The sequence below is a fragment of the Bradyrhizobium sp. LMTR 3 genome, from assembly GCF_001693485.1.
Taxonomy (GTDB): Bacteria; Pseudomonadota; Alphaproteobacteria; order Rhizobiales; family Xanthobacteraceae; genus Bradyrhizobium.
Genome location: NZ_MAXC01000043.1, coordinates 554,124 through 566,163, shown reverse-complemented (window position 1 = coordinate 566,163; position 12,040 = coordinate 554,124). Strand labels below are relative to the sequence as shown.

General features: G+C 62.3%; 11 protein-coding genes. 9 read left to right on the top strand and 2 right to left on the bottom strand.

Going from position 1 to position 12,040, the window contains the following annotated elements:
- The 5 genes from LMTR3_RS26125 to LMTR3_RS26105 all read left to right on the top strand — a co-directional run.
- Nucleotides 1-278, top strand: a 278-nt coding sequence (locus LMTR3_RS26125; RefSeq protein ID WP_176721990.1) for a chemotaxis protein CheW, incomplete at its 5' end; no start/stop codon positions are given.
- 26 nt (nucleotides 279-304) lie between these two features.
- Entirely contained in the window at nucleotides 305-694 is a 390-nt protein-coding gene (locus tag LMTR3_RS26120; protein WP_065747822.1) for a response regulator, read from the top strand.
- Nucleotides 695-723: 29 nt separating this feature from the next.
- Complete coding sequence (locus LMTR3_RS26115) at nucleotides 724-1,596, top strand: CheR family methyltransferase (protein ID WP_065747821.1); 873 nt, start codon at nucleotides 724-726, stop codon at nucleotides 1,594-1,596.
- A gap of 3 nt (nucleotides 1,597-1,599) precedes the next feature.
- Nucleotides 1,600-1,923 (top strand): pilus assembly protein PilZ, encoded by a 324-nt coding sequence (locus LMTR3_RS26110; protein ID WP_065747820.1) that lies wholly within the window; start codon nucleotides 1,600-1,602, stop codon nucleotides 1,921-1,923.
- Between the two features lie 356 nt (nucleotides 1,924-2,279).
- Nucleotides 2,280-2,921: a response regulator transcription factor gene (locus LMTR3_RS26105; protein ID WP_057841383.1), complete on the top strand. Its 642-nt coding sequence runs from the start codon at nucleotides 2,280-2,282 to the stop codon at nucleotides 2,919-2,921.
- A 94-nt stretch (nucleotides 2,922-3,015) separates the two neighbouring features.
- Here the strand turns inward: LMTR3_RS26105 and LMTR3_RS26100 are convergent, their stop codons facing one another.
- Together LMTR3_RS26100 and LMTR3_RS26095 are read right to left on the bottom strand one after the other, a co-directional pair.
- Nucleotides 3,016-6,519 (bottom strand): PAS domain S-box protein, encoded by a 3,504-nt coding sequence (locus LMTR3_RS26100; RefSeq protein WP_065747819.1) that lies wholly within the window; start codon nucleotides 6,517-6,519, stop codon nucleotides 3,016-3,018.
- A 249-nt stretch (nucleotides 6,520-6,768) separates the two neighbouring features.
- Nucleotides 6,769-7,488 carry a GntR family transcriptional regulator gene (locus LMTR3_RS26095; RefSeq protein ID WP_065747818.1) on the bottom strand — a complete coding sequence of 240 codons (720 nt, stop codon included), beginning with the start codon at nucleotides 7,486-7,488 and terminating at the stop codon, nucleotides 6,769-6,771.
- Between the two features lie 108 nt (nucleotides 7,489-7,596).
- On the opposite strand from LMTR3_RS26095, the gene LMTR3_RS26090 reads away from it, so the two are divergent.
- The 4 genes from LMTR3_RS26090 to araD are packed head-to-tail and all read left to right on the top strand — an operon-like array spanning nucleotide 7,597 to nucleotide 11,983.
- Entirely contained in the window at nucleotides 7,597-8,604 is a 1,008-nt protein-coding gene (locus LMTR3_RS26090; protein ID WP_065747887.1) for an ABC transporter substrate-binding protein, read from the top strand.
- Nucleotides 8,605-8,609: 5 nt separating this feature from the next.
- On the top strand, nucleotides 8,610-9,374 hold the full coding sequence (locus LMTR3_RS26085) for an ABC transporter ATP-binding protein (protein ID WP_065747817.1): 765 nt from the start codon (nucleotides 8,610-8,612) through the stop codon (nucleotides 9,372-9,374).
- A 12-nt stretch (nucleotides 9,375-9,386) separates the two neighbouring features.
- The gene (locus tag LMTR3_RS26080; RefSeq protein ID WP_065747816.1) at nucleotides 9,387-10,250 is read left to right on the top strand and encodes an ABC transporter permease; all 864 of its coding nucleotides are present in this window, start codon (nucleotides 9,387-9,389) and stop codon (nucleotides 10,248-10,250) included.
- A complete protein-coding gene (araD, locus tag LMTR3_RS26075; RefSeq protein WP_065747815.1) occupies nucleotides 10,247-11,983 on the top strand; it encodes an L-arabinonate dehydratase in 1,737 nt (578 codons plus the stop codon). Before LMTR3_RS26080 ends, araD begins: the two co-directional genes overlap by 4 nt.
- Nucleotides 11,984-12,040 lie beyond the last annotated feature (57 nt).

Below are 12,040 nucleotides of genomic sequence, written 5' to 3'. Positions count from 1 at the left end.
ACATGCGCGCCCGGCTCGGCCTGCCGAAGAACGACGACGGCAAGCCGCCGATGGCGGTCGGCGTCGACCTCAGAGGCGAGTCCTACGGCCTCTTGATCGACCAGATCGGCGAGGTGCTGCGGCTGCCTGACGCGAGCCGCGAGGAAAACCCCGTCAACCTCGACCCCCGATTCGCCAAGCTCGCCGGCGGCGTGCACCGCCTCGACGGCCAGCTCATGGTCGTCCTCGACGTCGATCGCGTCCTCGAAATCATACCGAAAACAACCCTCGCAGCGTAGGCCGCTCGTCAACCAAGGAGGCCGAGGTGAAAACCTGTCTTGTCGTCGATGACTCCAGCGTCGTGCGAAAGATCGCGCGCCGCATCCTGGAAGAGCTGGACTTCCAAATTACCGAAGCCGAGGACGGCGAGCAGGCGCTTGAAGCCTGCAAGAGTGCCATGCCAACGGCAGTTCTACTCGACTGGAACATGCCGGTCATGGATGGCTACGAATTCCTCGGCCATCTGCGCCGCATGCCTGGCGGCGACGCGCCCAAGGTGGTGTTCTGCACCACCGAGAACGGCATGGATCATATTTCTCGCGCGCTGCATGCCGGCGCCAACGAATACATCATGAAGCCGTTCGACAAGGACATCGTCGCGGCAAAATTCCAGGAAGTCGGCCTGGTCGCGCTCGCGGAACAAAGCCCGATCTGAATCTTATCGCTTGCCCTTGAGAGGCTCCCGTGACCCCGCCAGACTATGAGTATCTGCGTAAGCTCCTGAAGGATCATTCCGGTCTCGACCTTTCCGCAGACAAGCAATACCTGATCGAAAGCCGCCTGCTTCCGCTCTCGCGCAAATGCGGTGTATCGGGCATCGGCGAACTCGTGCAGAAAATGAAGGGCGGATCGTCATCGATCACCGCCCAGGTGGTCGAGGCCATGACCACCAACGAGACCTTCTTTTTCCGCGACAAAGTGCCGTTCGAACACTTCCGCGATACGATCATGCCGGAGCTGTTGAAGGCGCGGGCCGGCCGCAAGAGCATCAGGATATGGTGTGCCGCCGGCTCGACCGGTCAGGAGCCGTATTCGCTTGCCATGTCGCTGAAGGAAATGGGCGCGGCGCTTGCCGGCTGGCGGATCGAGATCATCGCGACCGACCTGTCACAGGAAGTGCTCGAAAAATCGAAGTCGGGCGTTTACAGCCAGTTCGAGGTCCAGCGCGGCCTTCCGATTCAGCTTCTCGTCAAATATTTCAAGCAGAACGGCGAACTGTGGCAGATCAGCCCGGAGCTGCGCGGCATGGTGCAGCATCGCCAGCTTAATCTGCTGCACGATTTCTCCCAGCTCGGCACCTTCGACGTCATCTTCTGCCGGAACGTCCTGATCTATTTCGATCAGGAGACCAAGATCAATATCTTTGGCCGCCTCGCCAAGGCAATGGAAGGCGATGGCTTCCTGGTGCTGGGAGCGGCGGAAACGGTCGTCGGCCTGACTGATGTCTTCAAGCCGTTCCCGGACAGGCGCGGCCTCTATCGGCCGAACGGTGCGCGTGCCGCATCTCCGCAGGGCGCAGCGGCAATGCCAAAAATCGCGGCAATGGCGGGACGGTGAGCGATGACAGAGGACGGCAAGGGCACGGAGCGGGTTACATTCAGCCGCGGCTATGATGTCTGCATCATGGCGATCGACGGGACCTGGCGCAGGGACTGCCAGCTCAACGCGATCTCGGACACCGACGCCGAACTGACTGTGGAAGGCTCCATTCAAGGCCTCAATCTCAAGGAGTTCTTCCTGCTGCTGTCGTCGACCGGCCTCGCCTATCGCCGGTGCGAGCTCGTTCGTGTCAACGGCACGGAAATGGACATCCGCTTCCTGAGAGGCAAGCACAGCAAGAAAAAGTCAGGCGCGTCGTCAAAATCCGAAGAGGCGATGCATTAAGGCGCGATCGCGCGCGCGACAAGTCGTCGAGCACGATGACGTTGGTGGAACTCTCAGGCGCGGAACGACGGTTCCTCCACGATCGCCTGTTCGATCAGCCGCAGGCTGTTCTGGACGCGCTCGATCACGCTGCCGAGGTCCGAAACCATAGCAAGGTAGGCGTGATTCTGGTCGTGGGGCGCCTGTGTGACATCGTCGCGTGCTGCATCTGCATCAGTGCACTCCTTAGTTACTTTATTAGGTGTGCGTTGCTACTTGTGCGTTCAGCCGTGGTCCCGTACAAATACGGTCCGGTATGAAGTTCAATACCGTTATCCGAGTGTGCGTCACATTCAACCACGCATGGACGATGGAACATGGCTGAAAAAGCCCCCTCCCGCGGGGAGATTTTCGTAGTCGATGACGACCCTGCCGTTCGCGACACGCTTTCGATGGTGCTGTCGGCAGCCGGCTATCAGGTCATTTGTTTCGCCGACGGCGCCGCGCTGCTGGCGATTGCACGAACACGGACGCCAGCCTGCATCCTGCTCGACGTGCATATCCCCGGTAAGTCCGGCCTCGATATTCTGAAAGAGCTTCATGGTGAGGACTACCCTGCACCGATCTTCATGGTCTCGGGGCAGGGCGATATCGCCATGGCAGTCAGCGCCATCAAGAACGGCGCGCTGGACTTCATCGAAAAGCCGTTTCGCGGCAGCGAAATCGTGGCAAGACTCGATGAGGCGATCGAGGCCTATGCTCGCCGGCAGGCGCAAAGTACGTCATCGCGCATCGCGGCCCTGCATTTTCCGGGACGGGAGCCGCTCACGCGACGCGAACGCGAGGTGCTGGAGCAGTTCACCGCCGGCGCTTCCAACAAGGAAGCGGGGCGGCATCTCGGGATCAGTCCGCGCACGATTGAGGACCACCGTGCCAATATCATGAAGAAACTCGGCGCGCGGAATGCCGCCGACCTGGTTCGCATCGTGATGACCACCCAGCGACAGGGCCAGATCTGATCCAAGGTCCGATCAAGGCTCATCGCAGGCAGGCCGGATCCGGCGCAGCCTTACGCTGGCAGCATTGCGCTGGATGCAGGCGCCGCCGCTGCGATCAATCGGCGAGCGCCTTGCGGATCATGATCGCCATATCCGATTTCCGATAGGGCTTGGCGAGCAGCAATACGCCTTCGTCGAGTCGCCCGTGATGAATGATGGCATTCTCGGTATAGCCCGAGGTGAACAGAACCCTTAATCCGGGCCTGGCTTTCGCTATCTCGTCGGCGAGCTGGCGGCCGTTCATGCCGGGCATGATCACGTCGGTGAACAGCAGATCAAACGGACGGCCGGTATGGACCAGCGCGAGGGCTTCAGTGGCGTTTGCCGCATCCAGCGTGACGTAACCGAGTGAATGCAGTTGCGCCAGCACATAGTCGCGCACCAGCTTGTCGTCCTCCACTACCAGAATTGTTTCATGGCCGCCCTCGACAGCCGGCGCCAGTGTAGCCTCGGCCGCCGGCAATGCGTCCGTGGCCGGCGGCAGATACATCTTGATCGTCGTGCCATGGCCTTCTTCGCTGTAGATCATGATGTGGCCGGCTGATTGTTTGATGAAGCCGTACACCATGCTCAGCCCGAGGCCAGTACCTTTGCCGGGTCCCTTCGAGGTGAAGAACGGATTGAATACCTTGTCGAGCATCGCAGCCGGAATGCCGGTTCCGGTATCGCTCACCGCAATCATGGCGTAGCGACCGGGCCGGACGTCGCTGTGCATCCTTGCATAATTGTCGTCGAGCATGACGAAGCCGGTTTCGATGATGAGTTTGCCGCCATCCGGCATCGCGTCGCGGGCGTTAAGAGCCAGATTGAGGATCGCGGTGGCGAGCCGATTGGGATCGACGATCGCAGCGCACGTTTCGTCTTCGAATACGGATTCGATCTCGACATGCTCGCCGAGCGTCCGCTGCAGCAGTTTCGCAGTGTCGATGATCAGCGTGTTGACGTCGGTCACCTTTGGTTCGAGCGGCTGCTTGCGCGCAAAGGCGAGCAGATGCTGGGTGAGGTCGGCGCCGCGCGATGCCGCGTCGTCGATCATTCGCGTGATGGCGGCAAGCTGCGGTTCGCCCTTGACGGCGTCGGCCAGAATTTCGATCGTTCCCGTGATCACCGTCAGGATATTGTTGAAGTCGTGCGCGATGCCGCCGGTGAGCTGTCCCATCGCCTCCATCTTCTCGGCCTGCCGGATCCTGTCCTCGGCCGCGATCTGGTCGGTGAGATCGCGGACGAATGCGTTGAATACGAAGCCGCCACGCGTCCTCAGCGCGGCGATGCTCAGCTCTACCGTGATCTCCTTCCCATCCCTCCGCCTGGCCTGAAGTTCGCGTCGGGGCTGACGGACCGCTTCTTCGCCGGAAAGCAGGAAAGCTTGCAGGGCTTTTTTTAGAGGACCTTGCCCGTCAGGCTGACCCATCAGATCGAACACATTCTTCCCGAACGCTGCATCGCGCGGCCAGCCGAAGATACTTTCGGCCTGCGCATTCCAGTCCCGGATCAAGCCCTGCTCATCGACCTGGACGAAGGCGTCAAGTGCCGTGTCGATGATGCCGCGGGCGAGCTGCTCGCTTTCGCGCAGCGCCTCCTGCACCAGCCGACTCTCGGCCATGTCGCGGCCGACGAAGAAGAAGCGCTTGGCCGGCTCCGACCACGTCCCGAGCCATGACAGCCATACCGCCTGGCCGTTCTTGTGGAAGCAGCGCGTATCGGAAATCTTCGGACGTTCGCCGCGCCGCGCGGCGCGCATCTCCTTGCGGGAATTCTCGAGGTGGTCGGGGTGGATGAAATCCTCGCCGCTGCGCCCGATCATTTCTTCCGGCCGATAACCCAATATGGCCTCGCAGCTCGGGCTGATCTGAACCAGGAATCCTCGGGAATCCATCACCATGATCAGATCCTGCGAGGTCTCGAAGATGCGGCGAAGCTCTTCGGTCTGTTGGCGCAGCACCTGCCTGGTCTTGTTGGTTTCGGTGATGTCGCGTGCCACCTTCGAGATGCCGATGGTCGCGCCCGAGGGAGCCTTGATCGGGGAGACGCTGAGCGAGACTTCAATCCGGGCGCCATCTTTTTTCAGGCGGACGGTTTCATGTTGCTCGATGCGTTCGCCCGAGCCGATCCGGCGCAACGTGTCATACATCTCGGGCAGCCGGTCCATCGGCACGAGAAGGGTGATGTTCTTGCCCACGGTTTCCGCAGCCGTGTAGCCGTACAGCCGCTCCGCGGCCGAATTCCAGCCGGTGATCGTGCCATCGAGCGACGTCGTGACGATGGCGTCACTGGAGGACTCGACCGCTGCGCTGAACAGCCGTTCCCGTTCGGCATGATGATCGCGCGCAGCTACGGTGCGGCGATGCTCCTCGACCTCCTGTTGGAGCGCCGCGGTTTTTGCATTGATCTCCTCGATCGCGTACGCAAACGCCCGCGCGAGCACGCCGGTCTCGCCGCGCGCATCGACCGGGATGGCTGCCTTCCCTTTGGCCACGCCCTGAACGGCTTCGGTGAGGCGGACAATCGGCCGGGCCAGCGACCTCGCGATCAGCAGCGCCAGCACTGCTGCGCACAACACCGCGATCGCCCCGACCAGAAGCGAGGTATTTCGGATGCTCGCAGCCGGCGCCATGATCACGGCGTTCGGGGTAGTCTCGATGATGCCAACCCATTCGGAACCGGCCAGGACGGCGGGAGCAAACGCGATACCGTTGGACCGCCCAGCCTGGTCCGCAATGATTTCGGCGCTGCCGTGCTTTGCCCCGGCCTGCGACGCCAGATGCGGGAAGTCAGCTTTCCAGTCGTTGGGCTTGCCGAGCAACAAGCCAAATTCGCGCGACCGGTCGGGGTGAATGAGATAGTCGCCCTGCCGGTTGATGACGTAGATCTTCTCGCCCGGCCACGCCGATGCTCTGATACGGTCGAACGCGCGCCGCATGTCGACATTGATCATGAAAATGCCGAACGGCTTACCGTCGGTCGTGAAAATCGGCGTCGCGACGCGGACTGTCGGCCGATGCACCTCTTCGATCAGGCCATTGAAACGGCCGAGATCGAGCGGCGAGACGTAGAGCTGTTTAGGACCGAGCCGGATCGTTTCCTGGAAATAGCCGCGATCGCCTCGCTTCTGCAGGCTCGCTTCCGGGACGATCCGAACCGTGCCGTTTGGTCCATTGCGGTCGACGCGGACCAGCTCGCGGCCGTTGTCGTCGAGGCCGATAATCCGAAACATCGCGTATGTGGGCTTGGCTTCGAGTTCCGCCGCGAAACGTGACGCTATCCGGTCGCGCCAGATCTTTTCGGAGACGCCATCGACCGGATCGATGCCGCCCGCCTGGCGGGCGCGGACCAGTCCGTGCAACGCCACCGCCGAACGAAAGCCCGCAACATCTCCGGTCGCGCTCGCCGCGTAATATTCCAGATCGGTCGCAAGCTGCCGTGAATGCGTCTCGATGCGGTCGCGGGCGCGCTGCAGGAGCGCCTGTTCCAGGTTGTGATAGCTCAGCCATCCGACCGCGGTAACCGCGAGCGCGACCAACGCAATCATCGCGATGGCTAGCCTGGTTGTGAGCGTCATGTCGGTGTTCGCTCGCCCTCCCGCTCCGATCCAGCAATCCACCGGACGAATCGGATGCTATGGCGCATTACGGGGAGGACGCAACACCGCGCGCTGAATCCTCGTGTTGCCGCAACTGCTCCCCCCGCAGGAACGTTCCGGTTGGGCGATCAAAAAGCCGGTACAAAAAGCCGGCCCCCGCATATTGCCGGGTAGCGGATCCGGAACCCCGCGCCTGCGAGCGTGATTCCTAAGATGATGTCGCAGTAGTCAGTTGCTGAGATATTCCGGATAGCGCGAGCGGATTTGGTCAGTTTCGCTCAGTGTTCCCGACAAATGGGTACGCAGGTGCTTCTGCGCCTCTTCGGGTTGGCCGGCCTCGATCGCTTTCGCAATCAGCTTGTGATGCCGCAGGATATCCTGCGCCTTGCCGGGGGAGGGCAGATGCAGCCGGCGCAGCCGGTCGATATGTCCGCTACGGCTGCGCACCAGCGACCAGATGTCCTGCTTGTCGGTGGCGGCGTAGAGCTGGGCATGGAACTCGTTGTCGGCGGCCATGAATTTTTCGAAGTCGCCGGCTTTCGCGAATTGCTGTTGGCGGACGATGGTCGCATGGAGCCCGGCCGCGAAGGCTTCGTCATGGCGCATTGCCAGCATGCGGACAATTTCGAGCTCGACCGCCTGCCGCAGGAAGTGCGCCTGCTGCGCCAGCCGCACGTCGACCCGGCTGACTACCGTGGCATATTGCGGAAAGACGTCGACCAGCCCTTCTTCCTCGAGCCGCATCAGCGCATCGCGGATCGGTGTCGAACTCACCCCGAACTGCCCGGCCAGCGCAGCGCGCGATAGCGGCGATCCCGGCGGCAGCTCCAGCGAAATGATCATGCCGCGCAGGCGCTCGAACACCTGCGGCGCGGCCTGACGATCGCGATCGAGCCGATCGGCGGAGCGCGGGACGGTCCGGCGGGAAACGATCTGGGATGCAGCCATCGAACGAACCGGCCTCAGAAGGCGCTTGCTTCAAATGCACTAATACATTAGTGCATTTCCATCGAAGCGTCAATGAAACGCCGGAGGAGATGCACAATGGGAAACAAAATGTGGCGCGCCTGCGCGGGCGCTGTCGCGGCACTTGCCATGGTGCTGCCGGGCTCTCAGGCCGCAGCCCAGCAGAAAACGGAGATCTCGCTGTCGCGGCAGCCGGGCATCTTCTACATGCCCTCGCACATCATGGAAAAACGCAAGCTGATCGAGAAGCACGCAGCTTCCCTCGGCGTGCCAGGCGTCACCACCAAGTGGATCAACTTAAGCGGCGGCGGCGCGCAGACCGACGCGCTATTGGCAGGCAGCGTCGATATCCTCAACACCGGGACCGGCAATCTCTTGCTGCTGTGGGACCGCACCCGCGGCGGCGTCAAGGGCATCGTCGCCACTTCGGCGCAACCGATGACGCTGATCAGCCGCGATCCGAACATCAAGTCGATCAAGGATTTCGGTCCGAACGACAAGGTCGCGGTGCCGACCGTGAAGGTCTCGACGCAGGCGATCGTGCTGCAGATCGCGGCCGCCGAAGCCTTCGGCGCCGACCAGTGGTCGAAGCTCGACGCCAACACCGTGCAGCTCGGCCATCCCGACGCCTATGTGGCGATGAGCAATGCCCAGCACGAGGTCCGAAATCATTTTGCGATCCCGCCGTTCACGTTCCTCGAAATGAAGAACGTGCCCGGCGCACACGTCGTGCTGTTCTCGCCGGACGTGATGGGTGGTCCGCTCAGCCAGGCGCAGTTCTTCACCACGACCAAGTTCGCCGACGCCAATCCGAAGATCGTGCAGGCCGTGCGCGACGCCACCAAGGAAGCGCAGGATTTGATCCGCGGCGACACCAAGGCCGCGGTTGAGATCTACAAGGAAGTCACCGGCGACAAGACCAGCGTCGAGGACCTGCTGGCATGGCTGAAGGAGCCCGGCATGATGGAATGGAACCTGCAGCCGCAGGGTACCATGAAGTTCGCCGCGCATTTGTTCAAGGTCGGTACGCTGAAGACCATGCCCAAGGCATGGACCGATTATTACCTGCCGGTCGCGCGCGACCTGAAGGGTAACTGATCGACATGGCCGCGCTTCTCGACGTCAGTGACGTAACGCTGCGCTACAAGACCTCGAGCGCGGTCGTGACCGCGACCGAGCGGGTCAGTTTCACGGTCGATCGTTCCGATCGCTTCGTGCTGCTCGGCCCCTCCGGTTGCGGCAAGTCGACGCTGTTGAAAGCGGTCGGCGGCTATATGAAACCGAGCGAAGGCAAGATGCGGATCTCGGGCCGGGAAATATCCGAGCCCGGCGCCGACCGCATGATGATTTTTCAGGAGTTCGACCAGCTTCTGCCGTGGAAGACGGTGCTCGAAAACGTGATGTTTCCGCTGCTGATGACGCGAAAACTGCCGCGCAAGGAAGCGGAGATGCGGGCGCGGGCCTATATCGAAAAAGTCAGCCTCACCCGCGTTGTCGATGCCTATCCGCACACCCTGTCCGGCGGCATGAAGCAGCGCGTCGCGATCGCGCGCGGCATGGCGATGGAGCCGGATATTCTTTTGATGGACGAGCCGTTCGCAGCCCTCGATGCGCTGACACGGCGCACCTGTCAGGACGAATTGCTGCAGCTTTGGGCCGAGACCAAATTCACCGTTCTGTTCGTCACCCATTCGATCGCGGAGGCGATCAAGATCGGCAACCGCATCCTGCTGCTGTCGCCGCATCCCGGCCGGGTCAAGGCCGAGGTGATCGACGTCGACAGGGTTTCCGGCGAGGACGGCAGCGCGGCGCGGCTGGAAAAGCAGATCCATGATCTCTTGTTCGCCGACGCTGTCACGGCACACTAAAGGGAGCGCGCGATGGGTGAGGCCAGAATTCTGTTGCGCGATGCCGCCGAACTGACGGCGGCGGCGCCGGCCGAGGTCGAGCGCAAGCTCACGGTGCTGGAGCTATTGTGGAACGACGGTTTTGTGCGCAAGGCCGTGATCATCATCTTTCTCGCCGCGGCCTGGGAGACCTACGGCACCATCCTGAACAATCCGCTGCTGTTCCCGACCTTCCACGACACCATCGTCACCATGTTCGACAAGGTGCGCGACGGCACCATTCCCTTGCGCGCCTGGGCGTCGCTGAAGGTGCTGTTCATGGGCTATGCCGCCGGCATTGCGCTCGCCGCCATCTTCACGATTCTCGCGATCTCGACCCGGATCGGCACGGATTTCCTCGAAACCATCACGGCGATGTTCAATCCCTTGCCGGCGATCGCGTTGCTGCCGCTGGCGCTGATCTGGTTCGGGCTGGGCAACGGTAGTCTCGTGTTCGTGCTGATCCACTCGGTGCTGTGGCCAGTCGCGCTCAACACCCATTCCGGTTTCAAGAGCGTCTCGAACACGCTGCGCATGGTCGGCCGCAATTACGGCCTGCGCGGATTGCCCTACGTATTTCGCGTCCTGATCCCCGCAGCCTTCGCCTCGATCCTGACGGGCCTGAAGATCGGCTGGGCGTTTGCCTGGCGGACGTTGATCGCCGCCGAACTGGTGTTCGGCGTGTCGTCGGGGCAGGGCGGCCTCGGCTGGTTCATTTTCGAGAACCGAAATTTGCTGGATATCCCCGCCGTGTTCGCCGGCCTGTTGACCGTGATCGTCATTGGCCTGATCGTGGAGAACCTGATCTTCCGCACGATCGAGCGCAACACCGTCCAGAAATGGGGGACGCAGTCATGAGCAACAAGAAGAACCCCGCCGACTTGCGCAGCGCGCGCTGGTTTGCGCCCGATGATCTCCGCGCCTTCGGCCACCGCTCGCGCGCCATGCAGATGGGCTACGCGCCGGAGGAATGGAAGGGCCGGCCTGTCATCGCGATCCTCAACACCTGGTCGGATGCGCAGCCCTGTCACATGCACTTCAAGAGCCGCGTCGACGACGTCAAGCGCGGCATCCTGATGGCCGGCGGCTTTCCGATGGAGCTGCCGACGCTGTCGCTGTCGGAATCGTTTCTGAAGCCGACCACCATGCTCTACCGCAACATGCTGGCGATGGATGCCGAGGAATTGCTGCGCGGCCATCCCGTCGATGGCGTGGTGCTGATGGGCGGCTGCGATAAGACCACGCCCGGCCTCCTGCTCGGCGCCACCAGCATGAATCTGCCGACGATCTATCTGCCGGCCGGGCCTATGCTGCGCGGCAATTGGAAGGGCAAGACGCTGGGTTCGGGCTCGGACGCCTGGAAATACTGGGACGATCGCCGTGCCGGAAAAATCTCCGACAAGGACTGGGTCGACGTCGAGGCCGGCATCGCCCGCAGTTACGGCACGTGCATGACCATGGGCACGGCATCGACCATGACGGCGATTGCGGAATCGATCGGCATGACGCTGCCGGGCGCCTCCTCGATTCCCGCAGCCGATGCCGGGCACATCCGCATGGCCTCCGAATGCGGCCGCCGCATCGTCGAGATGGTGTGGGAGGACCTGACGCCGGAGAAGATCCAGACCCGAAAAGCCTTCGAGAACGCGATTACGGTCGCGATGGCGATGGGCTGCTCGACCAATGCGATCATCCATCTGATCGCGCAGGCGCGCCGCGCCGGCCAGGACATCGGGCTCGACGATTTCGAGAAAGCCAGCCGCAAGGTGCCGGTGATCGCCAATGTGCGTCCGAGCGGCGACAAATATCTGATGGAGGATTTCTTCTACGCCGGCGGCCTGCCGGGTCTGATGAGCCGCATCAGGGATCATCTGCATCTCGATGCCATCACGGTCACCGGCCAGACCCTTGGCGAGAATATCGTCCGTGCCGAGGTCTATAATGACGACGTCATCCGTACCGTCGAGAATCCGATCTACAAGGAAGGTGCGCTTGCGGTGCTCAAGGGCAATCTCGCGCCCGATGGCTGCGTCATCAAGCCGAGCGCCTGCGAGCCGCGCTTTCTCAAGCACAGCGGGCCGGCGCTGGTGTTCGACGATTACCCCTCGATGAAGAGAGCGATCGACGATCCCAATCTCGACGTCACGGCGGATCACGTGCTGATCCTGCGCAATGCCGGTCCGCAGGGAGGGCCGGGCATGCCGGAATGGGGCATGCTGCCGATCCCGACCAAGCTGGTGAAGCAGGGCGTGCGCGACATGGTGCGGCTGTCGGATGCGCGCATGAGCGGCACCAGCTATGGCGCCTGTATCCTGCATGTCTCGCCGGAATCCTACATCGGCGGCCCGCTGGCGCTGGTGCGAACCGGCGACACGATCACGCTCGACGTCAACGCCCGCACCGTCAATCTCGATGTACCGGAGGCGGAGCTCGCAATGCGCCGCGCCGAATGGAAGCCGCCGGAGCCGCGTTACGAGCGCGGCTATGGCTGGATGTTCACCCGCCACATCAAGCAGGCCAATGAAGGCTGTGACTTCGATTTTCTGGAGACCGGATTTGGGGCACCGGTCGATGAGCCGCCGATTTACTGATCACCGTCGTTCCGGGGCGCGAAGCGAACCCGGAACCTCGAGATTCCGGGTCTGGTC

Bases quoted from the DNA above. Each gene is read 5' to 3' on its own strand.
- LMTR3_RS26110 (WP_065747820.1), top strand. From the start codon at position 1,600: ATGACAGAGGACGGCAAGGGCACGGAGCGGGTTACATTCAGCCGCGGC.
- LMTR3_RS26105 (WP_057841383.1), top strand. From the start codon at position 2,280: ATGGCTGAAAAAGCCCCCTCCCGCGGGGAGATTTTCGTAGTCGATGAC.
- LMTR3_RS26100 (WP_065747819.1), bottom strand. From the start codon at position 6,519: ATGACGCTCACAACCAGGCTAGCCATCGCGATGATTGCGTTGGTCGCG.
- LMTR3_RS26095 (WP_065747818.1), bottom strand. From the start codon at position 7,488: ATGGCTGCATCCCAGATCGTTTCCCGCCGGACCGTCCCGCGCTCCGCC.
- LMTR3_RS26090 (WP_065747887.1), top strand. From the start codon at position 7,597: ATGTGGCGCGCCTGCGCGGGCGCTGTCGCGGCACTTGCCATGGTGCTG.
- LMTR3_RS26085 (WP_065747817.1), top strand. From the start codon at position 8,610: ATGGCCGCGCTTCTCGACGTCAGTGACGTAACGCTGCGCTACAAGACC.
- LMTR3_RS26080 (WP_065747816.1), top strand. From the start codon at position 9,387: ATGGGTGAGGCCAGAATTCTGTTGCGCGATGCCGCCGAACTGACGGCG.
- araD (WP_065747815.1), top strand. From the start codon at position 10,247: ATGAGCAACAAGAAGAACCCCGCCGACTTGCGCAGCGCGCGCTGGTTT.